Origin of the sequence: Streptomyces sp. MS19 (assembly GCF_047200595.1) — a bacterium.
Classification (GTDB): domain Bacteria; phylum Actinomycetota; class Actinomycetes; order Streptomycetales; family Streptomycetaceae; genus Streptomyces.
This window is the reverse complement of sequence record NZ_JBJZOH010000011.1, coordinates 159,869-179,440: the sequence shown is the minus strand read 5'-3', so window position 1 is coordinate 179,440 and position 19,572 is coordinate 159,869. Positions and strand designations below refer to the sequence as shown.

Below are 19,572 nucleotides of genomic sequence, written 5' to 3'. Positions count from 1 at the left end.
GGCTCAGCGTTCGTACGCGCGCAGCCGCAGTGCCGGGCCCTCGTCGGTCTCGACGGTGGCGAGCACGTACAGCTGGTACTCGTCGTACGCCACCGCGAGCCGGTCGTCGACGCGGTGCGCGGGCAGCTCGGCGATGGGCCCCGGGGTGGCGGCGCCGGTGTCCGGGTCGCGGGATTCGAGCCACAGGGCGTCCCCGGTGACGCGTCCGGTGAGCAGCGCGCCGCGGTCGTCCTCGCCGAAGAACTGGGTGCCCGCCTCGGCGTCGTCGGTCCACAGGCGCCGGCCGGTGGCCAGGTCGTACCCGGCGAGCGGCACGAGGCCCGCGGCGGGCGGGCCGTCCTGGACGGACAGGACCGTGCCCGTGACCAGCGAACGGTCCGGCTCGGCCATGCGCCACAGCTCGTCGCCCGTCTCGGCGTAGGCCACGAGCTGGGAGCCCTGGCGCAGGAGGACGGGGTCACCGGCGGCGACGCCGGAAAAGGTGAAGGCGGGGTCGTCGGCCGGGTGTGTCCACTCCAGCTCGCCGGTGTCGGCGGCGTAGGCGTTGAGGAGCAGGTCGCCGGTGCCGGCGCAGCGGGTCAGTTCGACGATGCGGGAGCCCGCGTGGTGCAGGGCCTGCGGCTCGGCGTCCTCGGGACACAGCGGCTCGTCGGCCGGGGGCGCGGGCGGGGGCAGGACGGTGCCGGTGGTGGCGTCGAAGCGGTGGAACGCGGCGGGGGTTCCGGCGGCGTCGAGGTTGACGGTGACGGTCTGGTCCCCGGCCGTGACGGTGACGTCGGCGGGGTCGGCGGGCCGTGCGCCGGGGGCGGGGTCGGGGTCGGTCAGGTCGGCGGACCAGAGGGTGGTGCCGGTGTCGATGTCGATGACGCTGAGGTACGCGCAGCCGCCGCCCTCGGCCGTACGGAGGACGGCGCCGACGCCGGAGGCACTCACCCCGTCGCCCGCCGCGCACAGGGGGCCCGCGTCGGGCGGTGCGTCGGCGGTCCACAGGCGGGTGCCGTCGAGGCTGCCGTAGCCGGAGACGCCGGAGGGGGCGACGGTGGCGAGGGTCGCGTCGTGGGCCCAGAGGCGGATCGGGGGCGCGGGGTCGGCGGTGTCGGTGGACGGGCCGCCGCCGTCGGTGGCGGCGCCGGTGGGGGCGGCGGGTGTCTGCCAGATGCGGCCGAGGGCGGCGGGGGGCGCGGTCTGGGGGAGGGTGGCCCCGGCGTCGGAGACGAGTTCGCCGGGGTCGGCGGTGTCGGTGGCGTCCTGGCGGGTGGAGATGACGACCAGCACGGTCAGGAGACCGAACAGGAGTACGCCGACCGTGGCCACGAGCCCGATCCGGCCCTCGCCGTCCGACATGCCCCGCGTCCTCTCCCGTGCGCCGTCCGTACGGTACGGCGTGCTGTCACGCGCCGCCGTTCGCCCTATGCACGTCATATCATCCGACGAACACGGGTGTCGTCCCGGTTCCAGGGTGGACGGCGCATTTCCCAGCGCCGAACGGCCGGTGACGTGACGTCAGCCACAGTCCGCGCCCCCGCCGCCCGCCCCCGGACGGCGGCCGGGCCGGATCCGCCGCCGCCGACCGTAAAATCGGACGCACTGTGACCGAGCACCCTGACGGTTCCGGCGTGACCGGAACGATGTTCCCACCCGGCGCCGGCCCCGCCGCCGACCCGGCGGGGAACCGCTTCGACCGGCGCATCCGCAGCTTCCAGCCGCGCCGCAGCCGCGTCACCGCCGCCCAGCGCGACGCGCTCCTGCGGCTGTGGCCCGAGCGCGGCACCGAGGTCGACGGGCGCGCCGTCCTCGACCTCGACGCGCTCTTCGGCGGCCTGCCGGTCGTCCTGGAGATCGGCTTCGGCATGGGCGAGGCCACCGCCGCGATGGCCGCCGCCGACCCCGGCACCGGCATCCTCGCCTGCGACGTCCACACCCCGGGCCAGGGCAACCTGCTGCGCCTCGCCGACGAGCGCGGCCTCGGCAACGTACGGGTGGCCAACGGCGACGCGCTCATCCTGCTGCGCGAGATGGTCCCGCCGGGCGCGCTCGCCGGCGTCCGCGTCTTCTTCCCCGACCCGTGGCCCAAGACGCGCCACCACAAGCGCCGCATCATCCAGCCGGAGTTCACCGAGCTGGCCGCCTCGCGCATGGCGCCGGGGGCGCTGCTGCACTGCGCGACCGACTGGGAGCCGTACGCCGCGTGGATGCTGGAGGTGCTGACGGCGAGCCCGTCGTTCGCGAACACGGCGCCCGACGGGGGTTACGCGCCCCCGCGCGCGGCGGGGCGCCCGGCGACGCGCTTCGAGCGCCAGGGGCTCGCGAAGGGACACACCGTGCGGGACCTGCTCTTCCGGCGCCTGGGCTGACGCGTACACCCCACCGCCGTACGGCTCGCGCACAGTCTGTCCCGGCCGGGGGCGCAGCCCGTAAAGTCGGGCGGGTGCCTCACGCGCTCCCCCCACGCCCCGCGTTCTCGCCGTCCCCGGTGTTCGTCTGGGGGCCGCTGGCGGTGTGCGCGGTGCTGGTGGCGCTGGTGATCAGGCACGAGGCGGGCGCCGAGGGGTTCGCGTCCGGGGTGGCGCTGGCGCTGCTGCCGCTGCCGTTCGTCGCCGTGGTGTTCACGCGGCTCGACGCGGTGGCGCCCAAGCCGGCGCGCACGCTGTTCTTCGCCTTCTGCTGGGGGGCGTGCGCGGCCACCTTCACGGCGCTCGTGATGAACGGCGTGATGTGGCGCTGGCTCACCGGCGCGTCCGACACCGTCGCGCCGGCGCACGACGACTTGCTGCGCCTCACGCTGGTCGCGCCGGTGGTCGAGGAGGTCGGGAAGGGCGCCGTGGTGCTGCTGCTCTTCCTGTACCGGCCGGTGCTGTTCCACGGCGTGCTGGCCGGTCTCGTCACGGCCGGTCTGTCGGCGACCGGCTTCGCGTTCACCGAGAACGTCCTCTACCTCGGCAGCGCCGTCACACAGGACCGCCTGGCCGGCGCCACCGGGATGATCGACTCGACGGCGGTGGTGACGTTCGTCGTCCGCGTCCTCGTCGCGCCCTTCGCGCACCCGGTCTTCACCGCGCTGACGGGCGCCGCCATCGGCCTCGCCGCCACGCTGCCGCCCGAGCGGCGCGGCCTGCGGTGGGCGCTGCCGCCGCTCGGGCTCGCCGCCGCGATCGCGCTCCACTCGGTGTGGAACGCGTCCACCGCCCTGTCGTTCCTCGGCTTCGCCGCCGTCTACGTCCTGCTGATGCTGCCCGTCTTCGCCCTGCTGAGCCGCCTGGCACTGCGCGAACGGCGGCGGCAGCTGCGCAGCGTCCGCCGCACCCTGCCCCTCTACACCGAGGCGGGCTGGCTGACCGAGGGGGAGCCCGACGCGCTCGGCTCACTCCGGTCGCGCGCCCGCTCACGCCGGCTCGCGCGACGGCGCCACGGCCCGGCCGGGGCGCGCGCCGTCGCCGACTACCAGGCCACCGCCGCCGCCCTCGCGCTGCTACGCGAACGGGCCGACCAGGGCGTCGCGGGCGACGACTTCCCCGCCCACGAACGCGACCTCCTCGCCCGCCTGTGGCGCCACCGCGACCTGGCGGTGGCGCCGATCCTCAGCGCAGCGCGGTCAGCGGACCGTCGTTCCCGCGCGCGTGCGACCGGATCCACTGGCGCTCCTCGGCCCGCAGCTGCCCAGGCCGGTCGAAGCCGACCAGGTCCAGACGCTCGCTGACGTCGAGGAAGTCCAGCAGCCGCACGACGGTGAACGCGGTGCTCGTGTCGGCCGCCCAGCGCGTCTCGCCGATCAGCGCCGGGTCGCGCAGGGGGCGGGCCAGGGTGCGGTCGCCGACCCAGCGCTGCGCGCCGGGCACGAGCCGCTCCCGCACGGCCTCGCGCCACTCGGACGGCTTCTCACCGAAGACCAGGCGCGTCGTCACCGGCTGCCGCCAGCCGGGGCCGCCGCTGCGGTGCGCGACGGCGTGGACGTCGGTGCGCGCGCCGGTGCCGGGCGGGTGGAGGCGGAAGGAGTCGACGCGGACCACGACGTCGTACGCGTCCACCGTCGCACCGAGGCCGCCGGCCGCGACGTCCTCGCCGTTCGCGACGACGCAGACCGTACGGCCCTCGACCTGGCCGCGCAGGTCGCCGACGCCGAGGGGGGCCGCGCCGCCGAGCAGCGGGTCGGCCATCGCGCCGTCGACGGCGAGGCGGCTGTACGTGCCGAACGCCTCGGCGAGCGCGCGGGTGCCGGGGTCGGTGGCGCCGTGGCCGGCCAGGCGGCGTTCCATGGCGTCGGTGAGGGCGGCGCGCACCTCCTCGCGCGGCAGCTCGCGCAGGCGCGCGCCGGGATCGACGGCATCGGCGGCGAGGAGCGCGTTCCGCTTGGCGCGGAGCACCGTGAGGCGGCGCGCGACATCCTCGGTGCCGCCGGCGGCGAGCGACTGGTAGCGCTCGTACGCCTCCACGGCCTCGCTCTCGCGTCCGTCCGCCTCCAGCGCGCTCCCGCGCAGCCGCCAGGCGCCCTTGGAGCGGGCGCGGAGCGCGACGGCGGAGTCGGCGATGCGGCGGGCGAGCCGTATCTCCCCGGCGCCGAGGGCGAGTTGGCCGGTGCGCAGAAGCGCGTCGAAGGCGCGCTCGGCGGAGGGCTCGTGGGCGGAGTGCTCGACGACGAGGGCGCCGATCGCCGTGACGAGCGCGGCGTCGCCGCCGCCACCGGCCACGTAGGCGGCGCATTCCCGTACACATGCGGTGAACAGATCCTCGGCGCGTGCGACGCTGCCGGGCCGCAGCCTGAACTTCATGGCCCGAGCCTGCCCGGCCCCGGGGGTGGTCCGCGTGACCCGTGAGCACCGGACAGGTGAACGTTCCCTGTCTAGCGCTCCGCCCGTACGGTCCGTAACGTCTCCTGCACGCCTCGCGCTTCGTCGTAGGACGGTGTCATGTTCACCGAACACCAGCAGCAGCTCCGCGAACGCTTCCTCGCCGCGCCCGTCTCGGCCGCCCCGCCACCGTGGCGCCAGGTCCTGGCCACGGCCATCGGCGGGCTGCTCGGCGTCGGCTTCGGCACGGACCCGGACAGCGGGCGGGAGCTGCTGATGGTCGTCTCGCTGACGGGCCACGGCGTCCTCGACACGGCGACCGGCGCGCTGCTCGCACGCGACCGCGACCCGGACCCCGACGTGAGCGAACCGACCGGCCCGCACCTGACCTGCCCCGGCCTCGGCCCGCTCGCCGGCGGCCACATCCGCATCGCCGGCGTGCACGGCGGCGGGCTGCACTCGACGACGGCCGACGGCTGGACGGTGGACGTCGTCAGCCCCGACTGGCCACACCACCGTGTACTGCTCTCACGCGACGGCGGTCTCTACCACGGCCCGACAGGCGGCCACTGGTGGCTGATCCACCGCACAACCCACGCCCCCCTGCGCACGACAGGCTTCTCACCGACGGGCACATCACTGGCAATAGCGACAAGCACAACCCTGACCCTCCTGACCCGCACAGGAGGGTGACGACCGCAGAGCCGGCACCATGGCCCGTATGCCCGCCGCCTCCTCCCTCCAGGTCTCCGCCCGCATGGCACGCCAGGCACGCCGTGACACCGCCCCCGAGGTGGCGGTGCGCAGACTCCTCCACGCCGCGGGCCGGCGGTACCGGCTGCACCGCCCTGTGCCCGGCATGCCGCGCAGGACGATGGACATAGCGTTCCCCGGTGCGAAGGTGGCGGTCTTCCTGGACGGCTGCTTCTGGCACGGCTGCCCTCGTCACGCCACACGGCCCAAGGCGAACGGCACCTGGTGGCGCGAGAAGCTGGCCAAGAACGTGGCCCGGGACATCGAGACGACGCAACGCCTGGACGACGAGGGCTGGGTGGTGCTTCGCTTCTGGGAGCACGAGTCGCCGGAGGCGGTGGCCGACCGGATCGTCGCCGTCGTGACCGCGAGGCGTGGCCTCCCGGCGCCGGGTCACCGCCCCACGTCGGGGTGAGGAGGGGGTGGGGATGGCGGACGTTCGGCTGACTTCGTTGGAGATCTGCGCGGGAGCCGGTGGGCTCACCATGGGACTCGAGGCGGCCGGGTTCCACCCCGTCGCCCTGGTCGAGCGGAACCGGCACGCCTGCGACACGTTGCGGAGCAACCGCCTCGGCTGGCGTGTGCTGGAGATGGACGCGCTGGAGTTCGTCGCCGACGAGCACCCGGAGACCCTCGACGTGGACCTGCTCGCGGCCGGACTTCCCCGCGTGAAGTCGCCCGCCGCCCAGCGCCGCGCGGAGGACGCGGAGGAGCGGAAGCTCTTCGAGGCGACGATCTGGCTGGCCACCGAGGTGCGACCGCGTGCGGTGCTCCTGGAGAACGTGCCGGCGCTCGTGGACGACGCGTCGTTCGAGGAGCTTCGGGCCTTCGCCCGGACGGAGCTGGGGCACCTCGGCTACGTGCTGCGCGAGAAGGTCCTCAACGCCAAGGACTTCGGTCTGGCACAGGATCGACGGATGGGGCTGTTCGTGGCGATCCGCGAGGAGTTCTCGGGGGGGTTCCACTGGCCCGGGCCCTTCCCCTCGCCGTCGCCCACGGTCGGCGCGGCGCTCTGGAAGTCCATGGCGGCGAACGGTTGGCGCGAGGCCACTCGCTGGGCGGCATACGCGGATCGGCTCGCGCCCGCGATCGTCGGCGGGTCGGATCGGCGCGGTGGGGCGGACCTGGGGCCGACCGGGTCGAAGAAGGCGTGGGCACGCCTGGGAATCAACGGTCGCAGCATCGGTGACAGCGCCCCGGCCGCGGACTTCGGTTGGGACCCCGCCGGTGACGTGGCACGGCTGCCGAAACTGACGGTGGAACAGGTCGCCGTCCTCCAGGGCTTCCCTCCTCACTGGCGGCTCAGAGGTGGCAAGACGGCGCGCTACCGCCAGTTGGGACACGCGACCCCGCCACCGGTGGCGCAGGCGCTCGGGGAGCGCATCGCCGCGGCTCTGCGTTCCCCGTCACCGGCCCCGGAGCGACCGGCAGGTCTCGGCCGGCTACACTCCACGCCATGACCACCCCTCCCGTCGACGACGCCATCACGCTCGTTGATCTCTTCAGCGGGTGCGGTGGCTTCACCGAGGGGTTCCGCACCTTCCGGCCCGCGGGCACGGAGACGGACCGGCCGGTCTTCCGCCCCGTGCTCGCGGTGGAGAAGGACCGCGCGGCGGCGGAGACGTACCGCGCGAATTTCGTTCCCGAGGGTGACGAGGGGCACGTCCACATCGGTGAGATCGAGCACTGGCACCCCACGGACGCCGAGTTGTCGGCCGAGGTGGTTCTCGGCGGCCCCCCCTGCCAAGGCTTCTCCGGCCTCGGCAAGATGGACCCGGCCGATCCCCGGAACAAGCTGTGGCGGCACTACGTCCGTGTCGTCAGTACGGTGATCAGGCCCAAGATCTTCGTCATCGAGAACGTCGACCGGTTCCTCCGTTCGCCGGAGTTCGACGACCTGCGGAGCGAGTTGCGGGACGGGGACCTGCGGGACTACGAGTTGGTGGAACCGCCCGGTTCCTACCTGCTCAACGCCGCGGACTACGGGGTGCCGCAGGTGCGCAGGCGCGCCATCGTCATCGGGGTCCGCAAGGACGTCCTCGGGAGCCGGCGGATCGCCTACCCGCCCAGGACGCACGCGGCCCCCGGCCGCGGCCCCCGGCAGGACGCCCCCGGCCTCTTCGACGGCGCGCCGGCCGAGCCCTGGAGAACGGTGGCGGACGTCTTCGCCAGGTCGCGGGACGTACCGCTGCGCGACGAGCTCCCGCCGACAAAGACGGGTTTCGTCCTCACCACGGACCTCCACGTCGCCCGGCGGCCCTGGGACCTCTCCCTCGCCCGATACCGCGCCATCCCTCCTGGCGGCAACAGGAAGGACCTGACCGGCCTCTTCTTCAAGAAGGACCATCGGGGCGAGATCAGACTGTCCGGGGATCCCGACTACGCGCGTGTCCGGGGCGAGGAGACGTATCTTTCCACCAAGAGCTGGGACAACCACAACAGCGGGTCCGGGGACGTCATGGGCCGGCTACGGGACGACCGGCCGTCCGTGACCATCAGGACGGAGTTCTACAAGCCCGAGAAGGGGCGCTACCTGCATCCCACGGACGATCGGCCGATCACCCACTTCGAGGCCGCGCTGATCCAGGGGTTCCCCGAGGACTTCAGGTGGTGCGGTTCCAAGACGGACATCGCGCGACAGATCGGCAACGCCGTCCCCGTCGGTCTCGGCCGCGCGATCGCCGGGGTCGTCCACCGCGCGCTGCGCGGCTGACCTCGGCACGGCGCGGCTTCACGAGGGTCGGTGGCCGGCGTCCTCCCTGCCACGCACCGGTGCGTCGGCGAAGAGGCCTACGAACTGCTTCACCAGCGTCTCCACCGATACCTGCGGGACCGCGCCGTCGTCCGGCCCCTCGGGAAGCGTCTCCCTCGGAACGGGGGGCGCGGACTCCGCCTCGGCCGACCAGTGGCGGAGTGCTTCGGCGTCCGGACCGGGATCGGGCGCCAGTACCTCGTACAAAAGCGTGCTTCCCGCCGCGTTCACGGCCTTCAGCAGCGCGTTCACCTCCCGCCCCTGTCCTGTCGTCCCCTCCGACACCAATCGTGCGATGGCGCAGGCGGTGGGGCGGTGGTGGACGATGTCCAGTCTCAGGGCGGAATGCAGCACGTCCTGGTTGCCGCAGGCGATGACCGCCGGGGTGTAGTCGGCCCCGTCGCGGAACAGTTCGGCCGCCCACCACAGCCGGGAGAACGCCTGGCTGTACTGCGGCCCACGGAACCGAGGGACGGGCACGGCGTCCGGCTCGCCGTTGCGGCCCTTCGCCATGTGCCGCCACACCACGTAGTCCGGCGCGACGACGAGGGCGAGGAAGTTCCAGATCCGTGGGTCGGCGGCCTCCGCACGGGTCATCCTGAGGGTCGCGTGCAGGCGCGGGGCCAGCCAGGCGTCGGCCTGCGTCCTGGCCTCCTTGTCGAACCGGCGCATGGCCTCGTCCACCAGGTCCCGGATGCCGAGAACCCCCCACCTGGCGGCGTCGTCCTCGATCGCGTCGGCGGCGCGGACCAGGGTCACCAGGGGAGGCAGTTCGTGCCCACGCAGGACGGCGAGCGTCAGATGTTCGGTGGCGGTCGCGTCACGCAGCAGGCCCATGCGTTCCGGCAGATCACGGATGTCACGTCTCACGGCGGTCACACCTCCTCGGGACGGTCGAGCGTACGAACGGCGGTCAGCAGGTGTCTGGCCACACGGGCCCTGCGGTCCGCCGCGTACTGGACGCGCGGTTGCAACTCGTGCGGACCGACCCCGTCGGCCCGCCGGCTGATGATCTCGGACAGGGCGTCGTGCGGCGAGAGCCCGGGAAGAATCTCGGGGAGCATGGCCCGGAGGACATCGCCACGCCAACCGCCCGGCCACTGCGGGACGCCCTCCTCGTCCACCTCCAGGTCACCGATCGCGGAGTGGAACATGGCGGTCCACGCCTCACCCGCGATCTGGCCGGCGAGCATGTCGCGGACGGCTCGCCGCATCTTTCCCGAGCGGGCGTCGAGCAGTTCCGCGACGCCCTCGAAACCGGTGTTGACGTAGACGGTGGGCATGTCACCGGAGGTCTCGACCATCCACGGCGCGTCACGGAAGGGACGCAGCCATTCCAGGCCGCCGTCCCGGAAATCGACCCGTTCGATGTCCAGTTCGCGCTGTCGCGTGGGGCGAGCGGCCACCAGGTCGACGATCCAGTCGGCGTCCGACTCGCCGACGACCCGTCCCGGGACGCCGTCCACCTCCGCCACGACGACGGCCGAGAGCCGCGCCCGGTCGCGGTGCCGATCGCGCGCCAGCACGACGGTGCCGGTACGGACGGCGGGTGACGAGGAGGCCCGCAGGGGCGTGACCGAGCGGAAGTTCGTCGCCCCTTCTTCCAGGGAGGCCGCACAGACGACGTCGGGCCAGGCGTGCAAGGGGATCTCTCGCTCCGGCAGTTCGACCCGCACGTCGAACCGCGCCTCTTCCCAGTCGCGGCGTTCCGCCTGATGGAGCGCGACGACACGGTCCCCCTGGGAGATCATCGCGAGAGGCAGCGCGCGGCCGTCCAAGGAGACGGACATGATGTCCATCCGCACTTCACCGGCGAGGACAGGGTAGGGGGCGAGCGGTCTCACGCGGCCTCCCCTGTCGGCTTGTGGACGTCCACGACGAGTCGGGCCATACGCGCGGCCACCGGGTGGCGTGTGACGTCGGTGACCCCGCTGAAGGAGGCGCGCCGGGCACCGGGAGCGAAGCACAACCGGCCGTCCTCGACCCGACAGTTGTCGCCGGCCACCAGCTCGGCCCACGGAACCGTCGGTCTGCTGCCGGAGCGGACGTCGAACTTGGCGACGGGAACCATCCACCAGGAGTCGTCGCGCAACGGTAGTCTCACCTCCACCTGGACGCGCCACGCGCCCGTGGCGTCAAGTCCGCCGGAGACGTTCCGCACGGTGGGGTGCCCTTCGGCACGGCGGCCGGTCGGCCCTCCCCCGTCGAACCGCAGCAACTCCCGTAGCGCGGCGGGACCGTCGCCCGTGGAGCGCTCGTCGCTGCGGGCGACGAGTCGCCGCACCGCGAGATTCGTGTCACGTCGGAAGTCCTTGAGCCGTTGGAGCGCGCCGCGAAGATACACCGAGGACACCTCCTGCGTCCCGGTCCAGCGGTCGTGCTCGGGTGGCTCGGACGCGCGCAGGAATGTCTCGGCACGCAGGCCGTCGTCCCCTGTCGTAGCCGCCGTACCGGCGAGCAGCACGGCTTGGAAAGGGTTGGCGCTCAACGGGAGGTCGGGCACCCGCCGTTCGTCGACCGTCATGCGATTGCCCCGCATGCAGACAAGCCGGTTGGGGGTCTCGTCCGAGCCGTCGGCAGGCGTCACGAGGAGGACGGCCGTGTGTGCCGCCGCGGAGTTCCGTTCGTCGCGCCTCCCGGGCACGGTGAGGGGCACGCGGGCCAGTGCGACCTGCTCCGGTCCGGTGAGCTGCTCCACGGTCGTGCCGTCCAACCAGGCGCGCAACGCACGGGACCGGGCCGGCTCGTACTCATGGGGGTCGACACGTTCGGCGGCGACGAGCTCCCGTCCGTTCCTGTGGACGCTGACGGACGCTTCGAGGAACGGGACGTCCGCGGCACCGTGGGTCATCGCGGCCCAGAAGTCACGAGCGAGTGAACGCACCAGCTTGTCCCGCATGCCCTGAACAGCGCCTCTGTCACCTCCTTCGTCGGCGGACGCGTCATGGACGCCGACCACCAGGAAGGAGGTTCCGGGAGCCGGCCCGGTCCTCGTCAGGTGCAGGCGCTCGACGGTCGCGGGATCCGCCCACCAGGAGCGCGCGACCCCCTCGTGGTCGGGATCGGTGTCGGCCTCGCCGAGCCATGCCGGGCCCGCGTAGGCGGCGCCGTCCACCTCACGCCACGGAAGTTCGAGCCTGCCGACGACCCTGCGCTCGGTCCTGCCCTCGTGCGGAGTCGCGAGTGTGCTGTTCACGAGGACGAGACCCAGTCGGCTCGCGGCCCACAAGGTGGCTTTGCCCAGGCCGTAGGAACCACCGGCGGCCTTACCGGCCTTGTGGCTGTCCAACTGTCGGCGGACCACGGCCGCGAACCGGCCGTCCTCGTACTCGGGGCCCGTCAGCCCGTGCGCGTTGTAGTCGTCGATCCGCAGCAGCAGGAGGCTGTCCGTGCCCCGAAGCTGTTCGAGTCCCGCCTGGACGGTACGGCCCACCTTCTGCCGTTGGGCCGCCGCCTGTTCGTAGTGGGGCAGCAGTTGCTCCCAACGCAGGGCGTCCAGGAAGTCCCGCAGATGTTCACCGCTCAACTCGTGCAGGACGAAGTGCATCCGTACCGGCGCCGAGACCTCGAACCGTTCGTCCAGACTGTTCTGGGTCGCCTCACGGGCGAGCGCGGCCAGGTCCGCGTCGAAGGCGAACGCTGCGGCGTTGCCGTACTCCCGGCCGCCGTCGAGGTGGGCACGCCGGTGGTACCAGCCCACGGGGCGGCCGGACGGGGCCTCGGTGGTACGCAGGTGAACCGCTGCCTCGTCGAGATCGAGGAGCCGGGCGATGGCGCGTTTGCGCTCCTCGCGCGGTTCGGCCCGTCCGGTGATCCAGGCGGACACACCGGCACGGGTCATCCCGAGTTCCACGGCCAGCTCGGCCTGAGTCATCCTCCGGCGGCGCAGCTGACGGGCCAGCCAGACGCCGAAGTCCTCGGCTCCGTCGTTCGCGTCCCCTTCCATCGACGTCCCTCCCTCTCCGCGCGTCCTGTGGATCGCCTCGCCGGAAGGTAAGCATACGTGACCGACAACGAGATTTGACAAGTCGAACACGTAAGACAATCCTGCTTGCCATCCGGTCGCCGGACAACGCTATTCCGGGTGGACGGCTCCCTGGAGGGTGGACCCGCCGGGGGTTGCGCCGGACACCCCCGACCTGTTGAATGACCCACCTTCGCACTGTCGTTCGGATAGTGGGAGGGCAACATGTCCCGGGGCGGAGCTCTGCCCACGACCTGTCCGAACCGGTGGAAAGCCCGTAGGGCCGCCACGATCACTGCCTCTCGCCCACCCCGGTCCCGCCAGCAACACGCGCCCTTCCCTTCACGGAAGAGGAGATCGAGCATGGCCCCGTCACGCATCCCTTCTGACGGCACGGTGCCGGACATCGTGATCCCACCCCCTCCGGGCGACACCCGCGACTCGACATCGACGGCGTGGAGCCATGTCCGCTTCGACGAGGGGAACTCCTCGTTCCTCGTCGACCCCGGTACCGAGGACCAGGCGGACCGTCCTGGTCCCTCGCCCGGAGCCGTCCACACACCGGATGTCGGTGGTACGCCCTACGGTACGTCCTAGGGAAACTCCCTTGGCGCTTCCCACAGTTCGACCCATGCCCTCTCCACCTCGCTTCTCCCGGGAGCCGGTCACACGATGAGCAGCGCATACGACGAGCCCTCCGACGTCACGGCCACGGTCGTCGCACAGTCGCTCCGTATCCTCGACGTCTACCGTGCCGACCCCGGGCACGTGGCCGAGCACGCCAACAACGAGCGACGTATCACCCAGGGCGGTTACGGCGAGCGGCAGATCTGGGAGTTGGTGCAGAACGGCGCGGACGAGAACCAGGAGAACGCCGAGGGCGGTGTCGTCCATGTGCTCCTGACGGACACGCATCTCTACTGCGCCAACACCGGCCACCCCGTCACACCCGAAGGCGCGGACACCATCCTGCGCATGGCCGTGTCCAAGAAGCGCGGTGGTCAGATCGGTCGTTTCGGTGTGGGCTTCAAGTCGGTGCTCAGCGTGTGCGACACCCCCCGTCTCTACAGCGTCTCGGGCTCCTTCGGCTTCGACCGGTCCTGGTCGGCGGCCCGGATAAGAGAAGTGCTGCCCGGCCTCCCGGAGGCCGAGGAGACACCTGTGCTCCGCATGGCCCAGCCGCTCGACCTGGCGACCGACCGTCGCCACGACCCGGTGCTCGACGAACTCATGGGCTGGGCCAGCACCGTGGTCGTCCTCCCCCTGCGCCACGAGGCGGTGCGGCGGCTGGGCGAGGACCTCCGGGTTTTCCCGCAGCACTTCCTCCTGTTCTCCGCCCATGTGTCCTCCGTCGTCCTGGAGGACAGGCGCACCTCCCACACCATGCGGCGCGTACTCAGCCAACGCTCCAAGGACACCCGGCACGAGATCACCGAGGAGCGCGACGGCGTCGAGGGGAAGCCCGAGGCGTGGGACGTCTTCCACGTCGACCACGAGCCGAGTCCCGAGGCCATGCGGACGGCGGGCGAGTTGCACGGGCGCCCCGTCATCCGCTTGTCCTGGGCGGTTCCCCGCAGAGGGACGGCGGCGCGGGGCAGGCGGGGCAACTTCTGGGCGTTCTTCCCGACGCACTACGACACGACGCTGACCGGATACCTCAACGCGCCGTGGAAGACCCCTGAAGACCGGCAGAACCTCACCAAGAGTGACTTCAACGCGGAGCTGGTCCGCGTCGCGGCCGAGTTGGTCGTCGGATGTCTGCCGCGTCTGGTCGACCGGGACGATCCAGGGGACTGCCTCACTCTGTTGACCGCTCGTGGACGCGAGGCGTCGCAGTGGGGCGACAGGATGCTCAGCGAGCAGGTCATCGAGGTGGCGTCGCGGCGCCCTTCGCTGCCCGACCAGACCGGCACGTTGCGCGACCCCCGGACGCTGCGACTGCACCCGGGGGAGCTGCGGACGAAGTGGCTCGAGCTGTGGGCGAGTCACCCGGGACGCCCGGTGAACTGGGTCCACCACTCCGTGGAACGGCAGCAGGAACGTCGGTCGCGTGTCCGCGACATCCAGTCCGCCGTCAGCGTCCACCCCGCCACGGTGATCGAGTGGTTGGAGGCCTTGGTGGCGGAGCGGTCACCGGCGGCCTCGGCGCTGGCCGTGCGGATCGTCGCCGAGATGCGGCTCGACGGCTCGAAACTCGCGGAAGCTGCGGCAGGGGCGCGCGTCCTGCTCACCGAGCGCGGCGACCTCGTCCCCCCGGCACCCGGCGCCGCCTACCGGCGAAGCCTGGTCGCGGGGACCGGGCTCCGGGACGACATCGTCTACGTGCACCCGGAGGTCGGCGAGGCCCCGGACGCACGCCGGGCTCTGGAGGTCCTCGGGGTTCAGGAGGCCGATCCCGCAGGGAGGCTCAAGGCCGTGCTCGACCTCGGGTTCACGGGCTACGGAACGGCGGACTGGGAGGAGTTCTGGGAACTCCTGCGGTCCGTCGGGGGCGGGAGGGGCTCAGCGGCGGTGAGGGAGAAGATCGACGATCCGCGCCGCGCCGTGAGGGTCCGGACGGTGGACGGGGTCTTCCGCCCGATCCGTGACACGTTCCTCGGCGGGCCCGTCGTACCCGCCGACGGGTCGCGGGACCGCGAGCTGCTGATCGACCCTGTCCGCCATGCTGCCGACACCGCCCTGCTCCGTGAGCTCGGCGCGATCGACCGCCCGGTGGCGGAATGGGACCCGAGGGCCGACCCGTGGTTCGAGGAGTACCGGGGGAAGGCGTACGTGCGGTATCTGAAATCACTTCCGGAGACCGCACGTCGTCCCAACCGGAGCAGTGTGCACCTGGACGGCGCGTCCCCCGCCGGTCCGCTCCACCTGTTGCCACGGCTCTCGGAGGAAGGGCGGGCGGCCTTCCTCGCCCACCTGCCCCCGCACGGACTCGTCGAGAACTGGACGCAACAGGTAGGAGTGAACCGCAACAGCAGGCAGCCGGTCCCGTCCCCCCTTGTCTGGATGGCGCACCAGACCGGCGTGGTGCCGACATCCATGGGCGTCAGGAAACCCCGTCTGTGCGTCAGCGCGGAACTGGGCGGCGCACCGGAACTGCTCCCCGTGGCCGCGCTGCCGCCTGACACGGCGCGCGTCCTCGGTCTGCCCGCGACCGCGGACAAGGTGCACCCGGACGTCTGGTCCGAACTGCTCGACCGAGCGCACGTCTCGGTGGACGCCGAATTCGTCGGGGCCGCGTACGCCCTCCTGACCGGGTTCGGAAAGGAGACGGAGATCCCATGGCCGGAGGACGGGACCCGCTGCCAGATCGGTGAGGAATGGACGACGCGGCCCGACGAGGAGATCGGCGTCACGGCCGACCGCCAGGTGCACACCGCCATGCGGCGGGCCAAAGTTCCCGTCCTACTGGTCCCGGACAGGGCGGATGCCGAGCACATGATCGAGGAGTGGGGCTTCTCCGCGCCGTCCGACCTGATGTCCGAGGAGTTGGAGACGGTGGTGCTCGACGATCCGGTCGAACTGACCGATCTCTACCCCCGGCTCCGGCAGCGGCTGCCCCGGGGGATCACCTGGCGGCTGGCCCACTGTTCGTACCTCGCAAGGGTCACGCGCACACCGGACGGCAGGCACGAGGATCCACTGACGGAGGCGGTGCGGGGCGACACCGTCCTGCTGCGCGGCCCCGACGACGAGTCCGAGGTGCTGTTGGCCGTGGACCGCGTGCTCCGACTCGGGCTCGGCCCGGCCGGCTGCGCGGACCTCCTGGAACGCCAGCGAAAGGACCTGGAGGACCAGCGCCTCGTTCGCGTACGGCAGGAACCCGACCCCGCCAGGAAGCTGTTGCTCGCCGTCGGCCCCGAACTGCTGCGCGAGGCACTCCCGCCCGGTCTGCTCCAGGCGGACGAGGAGTTGACCGGCGCGAAGCCTGACGATCTGAGGACGGCGCAGCTCACCGTCGCGGCCCACGGCGAGGAGGTCCTCCGCGTGCTGGCCCCAGCTCTCGTCGAGCAGGGCTTCGACGCACCGCACCAGTGGACGGGCAAGGCACCGGCACGGACCTTCGTACGGACCTACGGCTTCCCCGCGGAGTGGGCCGGCGACCAGGACGCCGAACGGTCGGTCGCGTCGTTCGAGACGGTGGCGGGTCCGAGGAAACCGCGCCCGCTGCACACCTACCAGATGCGCCTCGTCGCCAACATGTACCAGCATCTCGTGCAGGGGACCGAGAAACGCGCCATGCTCCAGCTTCCGACAGGCGCGGGCAAGACACGAATCGCGGTGGAGGCGATCGTGCAGGCGCTCGCCGACGGTGTGCTCAAAGGCCCGGTGCTGTGGATCGCACAGAGCGCCGAACTCTGTGAGCAGGCCATCGAGACGTGGAAGTTCGTGTGGTCCCAGGTGGGCCCCGACACGGCGCTCGGGGTGAGCAGGATGTGGGGCGGCATGCGGGCTGAGCCGTTTACCGACGGGCCGCAGGTCGTCGTGGCCATCGACGACACGTTGAGGGGACATCTGCACACCGAGCCGTTCGCCTGGCTGCGTGAGGCGGGACTCGTCGTCGTGGACGAGGCGCACTTCGCGGTCCCCCGGACGTACACGAAGCTGCTGGACAGCCTGGGTGTCTCGCACAACCGGACGGAACGCCATCTCGTCGGACTCACGGCCACGGCGTTCAGAGGCAGCGGCGAGGAGGAGACCCGCAGGCTGGCAGCCCGGTTCGGACACAAGCGCCTGGATCGTGACGTGTTCGGGGACGAGGACCCGTACACCCACCTACAGCGCATCGGTGTCCTGTCACGCGTCGAGCAGAGGGAGTTGTCCGGAGGCAGTTACACCCTGACGCCGTCCCAGATCGCCGAGGTGGAGAAGAGCAACAGCATGACGCTGCCGAGCGACGTCGTGGACCGTCTCGTCGACGACGTCTCGCGCACGCGGAGGATCGTGGAGGAGATCGAACGGCTTCCGGCGGACTGGCCCGTGCTGGTGTTCGGGACGTCGGTGCAGCACGCGCAGGTCCTCGCCGCCCTGCTCAACGAGAGAGGGATCGCCGCAGCGTCGGTGGACTCCAAGACCCCCACCGGAGTCCGGAACCGGCGTGTCGAGGCGTTCCGTTCGGGGTACGTCCGGGTGCTGACCAACTACAACGTGCTCACCCAGGGCTTCGACGCTCCCGCCGTACGCGCAGTGGTGGTCGCCCGACCGACCTACAGCCCGAACACCTACATCCAGATGATCGGGCGGGGCCTGCGGGGGCCGCTCAACGGCGGCAAGGAGAGCTGCCTGATCCTCAACGTGCGTGACAACATCCTCAATTTCGGGCGCGAACTCGCCTGGACCGACCTGGAGTACCTGTGGGAGGGGCCTGCGTGACGATCGACGGGACAGGGGACCCGCTTCTGACGGACGAGCAGCGCGCTGTCGTCCGGCTCCCTGCGAAGGCCAGGACCCTCGTGACGGCGGGTCCCGGAGCCGGCAAGACACACACCCTTGTGTGCCGTGTGCAGGCACTCGTCACCGCAGATGACCTGGGGACGGGGGAGATCCTCGTGCTGACCTTCTCCCGCTCGGCCGTACGGGAGTTGCGTGAGCGCCTCGCACGAGCGGGTGAGGCGACCCGCCATGTCCGTGTGACGACGTTCGACTCCTGGGCCCTCGAAGTCCTCGAAGAGGTGGCGGCCGACATCGACTGGCGTGCGCGGCCCTTCGACGACCGTGTGCGGGCGGCGGCCGATGTCGTCGCCGACGCGTCCCGCGCGCCGGAGTGGCTCGCCGAGCTGCGGCACGTCGTCATCGACGAGGTGCAGGACCTGGTGGGGGAGCGGCGCGGCCTCGTCGAGGTGCTGCTGGACGCCTACGACTTCGGCTTCACGATCGTCGGCGACCCTGCCCAGGCGATCCATGGCTACCAGAGCACCGACGACGCCGAACGCGCGGAGGCCGGTGGGTTCTTCCTCAGGTGGCTCCGCCGGACTTTCGTGGACGAGTTGGTCGAGCTCTCGTTGACACGCAACTTCCGTGCCCGCACCGGGGAGGCCGGCTGCGTGCTGTCGTCCGCGGACGCGTTGCGTTCCTGCGACACCCTCCCGGCCGCACTGCGCGCGCACGAGAACCTTCGTACGGCGCTCGCCGGACTCATGGACTTCGGGGACGTCTCGGTGCCGTTCATCCGCGAGTCGCTTCTGGACACGGGGGTCACGACCGCCGTGCTCTGTCGCACCAACGGGGAGGCGCTGCTGATCTCGGAATGGCTGCACGCCGCCGCCGTCCCCCATCAGTTGCGCCGCGCCGCCCAGGAGCGCGCGGCCCCGCCATGGACGACGGAGCTGCTGCGCGGTCCCGGGGGCGCGGGTCCACTGACGAAAGAACGATTCACCGAGCTCCTGCCCAGCCTCCCCCTCGGTACCTCGGACGGGCAGCCTGAGGCTCTGTGGCGCGCGTTGAAATCCGTCGCGGGCGACCGTTCCGGCCGCACGCTGGCCCCGGCTCGGCTGCGTGACGCGCTGGCCGGTGGACGACTTCCCGACGAGCTGACGGCCCAGGCCGCGCACCCTTTGGTCGTCTCCACCTATCACCGTGCGAAGGGACTGGAGTTCGATCGGGTCCTGGTCGTCGACCCCGGGGAGCCGACGGGCGGGGGCACCCCGGACGCAGCCGACGTCGCCGACCTCGCCCGCGCGTTGTACGTGGCCATGACCAGGCCGAGGGACGAGCTGTACCGCCTTGTCCTGCCTCCGTCGGCCCGTCCGGACGTCAACGGGGTCCGCGCGGTACGCCGGGACCCGGTCACCCGGCGCTGGGCGAGGTTCGGTCCGCGGAAGTGGCAGCGACTCGGCCTCGAACTGCGGGCCGGCGACATCCACACCGCCCTGCCCGGCGGGGCCCACCTCGTCGCGGCTGACGCGACAAAGGTGCAGGACGTCCTGCGCGCGGTCGTCAGCGCGGGCGATCCGTTGGAGCTGATCAGGCTCGACTCCGTACCGGAGGACCACACGGCCCTGCTCGCGCCCGGATACGCCCTCCGCCACGAGGAGGGGGTGATCGGTGTGACCTCCACCGGGTTCCGCGGCGACCTCTACCGCTTCCTGCGGCAGTACGCCGGCTACCGGCCGCGGAACTGGCCGCGACGGATAACCGGTCTGCGACTCGACACGATCGAGTCTGTCGCCGGTGAGCGCGGCGCGGCGGCCCGCCCGGACTTCGGTCCGCACGATGTCTGGCTGGCGCCCCGGGTCGTGGGGATCGGCCGTTTCCACTACGACGAGCGGGACCGGGGTCCCGACGGCACCGCCGACCGGGACAGCCACCAGAGGGACAGGTGA

General features: G+C 72.0%; 14 protein-coding genes. 9 read left to right on the top strand and 5 right to left on the bottom strand.

Annotation, left to right across the window (positions count from 1 at the left end; genetic code table 11):
* Nucleotides 1-3 precede the first annotated feature (3 nt).
* On the bottom strand, nt 4-1,344 hold the full coding sequence (locus tag ACL02R_RS14445) for a PQQ-binding-like beta-propeller repeat protein (RefSeq protein ID WP_412797284.1): 1,341 nt from the start codon (nt 1,342-1,344) through the stop codon (nt 4-6).
* A 284-nt stretch (nt 1,345-1,628) separates the two neighbouring features.
* Between ACL02R_RS14445 and trmB the strand changes: the two genes are divergently transcribed.
* A complete protein-coding gene (trmB, locus tag ACL02R_RS14440) occupies nt 1,629-2,354 on the top strand; it encodes a tRNA (guanosine(46)-N7)-methyltransferase TrmB (protein ID WP_362968140.1) in 726 nt (241 codons plus the stop codon).
* Between the two features lie 74 nt (nt 2,355-2,428).
* A complete protein-coding gene (locus tag ACL02R_RS14435) occupies nt 2,429-3,697 on the top strand; it encodes a PrsW family intramembrane metalloprotease (protein WP_412797283.1) in 1,269 nt (422 codons plus the stop codon).
* Here the strand turns inward: ACL02R_RS14435 and ACL02R_RS14430 are convergent.
* Nucleotides 3,579-4,766, bottom strand: a complete 1,188-nt coding sequence (locus ACL02R_RS14430) for a hypothetical protein (RefSeq protein WP_412797282.1) — start codon at nt 4,764-4,766, stop codon at nt 3,579-3,581. The genes ACL02R_RS14435 and ACL02R_RS14430 overlap by 119 nt on opposite strands.
* Nucleotides 4,767-4,904: 138 nt before the next feature.
* Between ACL02R_RS14430 and ACL02R_RS14425 the strand changes: the two genes are divergently transcribed.
* The 4 genes from ACL02R_RS14425 to ACL02R_RS14410 all read left to right on the top strand — a co-directional run bounded on the left by ACL02R_RS14425 (nt 4,905) and on the right by ACL02R_RS14410 (nt 8,250).
* Nucleotides 4,905-5,477, top strand: a complete 573-nt coding sequence (locus ACL02R_RS14425) for a hypothetical protein (protein WP_412797281.1) — start codon at nt 4,905-4,907, stop codon at nt 5,475-5,477.
* A gap of 19 nt (nt 5,478-5,496) precedes the next feature.
* Nucleotides 5,497-5,952, top strand: coding sequence for a very short patch repair endonuclease (locus ACL02R_RS14420; protein ID WP_412797280.1), 456 nt, complete (start codon nt 5,497-5,499; stop codon nt 5,950-5,952).
* Nucleotides 5,953-6,022: 70 nt separating this feature from the next.
* On the top strand, nt 6,023-6,997 hold the full coding sequence (locus ACL02R_RS14415) for a DNA cytosine methyltransferase (protein WP_412797279.1): 975 nt from the start codon (nt 6,023-6,025) through the stop codon (nt 6,995-6,997).
* Complete coding sequence (locus ACL02R_RS14410; RefSeq protein ID WP_412797278.1) at nt 6,994-8,250, top strand: DNA cytosine methyltransferase; 1,257 nt, start codon at nt 6,994-6,996, stop codon at nt 8,248-8,250. Before ACL02R_RS14415 ends, ACL02R_RS14410 begins: the two co-directional genes overlap by 4 nt.
* Before the next feature lie 18 nt (nt 8,251-8,268).
* On the opposite strand, the gene ACL02R_RS14405 is transcribed toward ACL02R_RS14410, so the two are convergent.
* From ACL02R_RS14405 to ACL02R_RS14395, 3 genes are read right to left on the bottom strand one after another with little or no spacing between them, the layout of a single operon-like run.
* Entirely contained in the window at nt 8,269-9,159 is an 891-nt protein-coding gene (locus ACL02R_RS14405; RefSeq protein WP_412797277.1) for a DUF6339 family protein, read from the bottom strand.
* Nucleotides 9,160-9,164: 5 nt separating this feature from the next.
* Nucleotides 9,165-10,133, bottom strand: coding sequence for a hypothetical protein (locus tag ACL02R_RS14400; RefSeq protein WP_412797276.1), 969 nt, complete (start codon nt 10,131-10,133; stop codon nt 9,165-9,167).
* Nucleotides 10,130-12,235, bottom strand: coding sequence for a helix-turn-helix domain-containing protein (locus tag ACL02R_RS14395; protein WP_412797275.1), 2,106 nt, complete (start codon nt 12,233-12,235; stop codon nt 10,130-10,132). The genes ACL02R_RS14400 and ACL02R_RS14395 overlap by 4 nt, the downstream gene beginning before the upstream one ends.
* Nucleotides 12,236-12,616: 381 nt before the next feature.
* Here ACL02R_RS14395 and ACL02R_RS14390 point away from each other — a divergent pair, with 381 nt between their 5' ends.
* The 3 genes from ACL02R_RS14390 (at nt 12,617) to ACL02R_RS14380 (ending at nt 19,572) form a co-directional block, all read left to right on the top strand.
* On the top strand, nt 12,617-12,850 hold the full coding sequence (locus ACL02R_RS14390) for a hypothetical protein (RefSeq protein ID WP_412797274.1): 234 nt from the start codon (nt 12,617-12,619) through the stop codon (nt 12,848-12,850).
* A gap of 75 nt (nt 12,851-12,925) precedes the next feature.
* Nucleotides 12,926-17,623 carry a sacsin N-terminal ATP-binding-like domain-containing protein gene (locus ACL02R_RS14385; RefSeq protein ID WP_412797273.1) on the top strand — a complete coding sequence of 1,566 codons (4,698 nt, stop codon included), beginning with the start codon at nt 12,926-12,928 and terminating at the stop codon, nt 17,621-17,623.
* On the top strand, nt 17,620-19,572 hold the full coding sequence (locus tag ACL02R_RS14380) for a UvrD-helicase domain-containing protein (protein ID WP_412797272.1): 1,953 nt from the start codon (nt 17,620-17,622) through the stop codon (nt 19,570-19,572). Before ACL02R_RS14385 ends, ACL02R_RS14380 begins: the two co-directional genes overlap by 4 nt.

What these genes read in the sequence shown, in the direction of transcription:
- ACL02R_RS14430 (WP_412797282.1), bottom strand. Translation starts at nt 4,766, where the DNA reads ATGAAGTTCAGGCTGCGGCCCGGCAGCGTCGCACGCGCCGAGGATCTG.
- ACL02R_RS14445 (WP_412797284.1), bottom strand. Translation starts at nt 1,344, where the DNA reads ATGTCGGACGGCGAGGGCCGGATCGGGCTCGTGGCCACGGTCGGCGTA.
- trmB (WP_362968140.1), top strand. Translation starts at nt 1,629, where the DNA reads ATGTTCCCACCCGGCGCCGGCCCCGCCGCCGACCCGGCGGGGAACCGC.
- ACL02R_RS14425 (WP_412797281.1), top strand. Translation starts at nt 4,905, where the DNA reads ATGTTCACCGAACACCAGCAGCAGCTCCGCGAACGCTTCCTCGCCGCG.
- ACL02R_RS14390 (WP_412797274.1), top strand. Translation starts at nt 12,617, where the DNA reads ATGGCCCCGTCACGCATCCCTTCTGACGGCACGGTGCCGGACATCGTG.
- ACL02R_RS14385 (WP_412797273.1), top strand. Translation starts at nt 12,926, where the DNA reads ATGAGCAGCGCATACGACGAGCCCTCCGACGTCACGGCCACGGTCGTC.
- ACL02R_RS14395 (WP_412797275.1), bottom strand. Translation starts at nt 12,235, where the DNA reads ATGGAAGGGGACGCGAACGACGGAGCCGAGGACTTCGGCGTCTGGCTG.
- ACL02R_RS14420 (WP_412797280.1), top strand. Translation starts at nt 5,497, where the DNA reads ATGGCCCGTATGCCCGCCGCCTCCTCCCTCCAGGTCTCCGCCCGCATG.
- ACL02R_RS14410 (WP_412797278.1), top strand. Translation starts at nt 6,994, where the DNA reads ATGACCACCCCTCCCGTCGACGACGCCATCACGCTCGTTGATCTCTTC.
- ACL02R_RS14415 (WP_412797279.1), top strand. Translation starts at nt 6,023, where the DNA reads ATGGGACTCGAGGCGGCCGGGTTCCACCCCGTCGCCCTGGTCGAGCGG.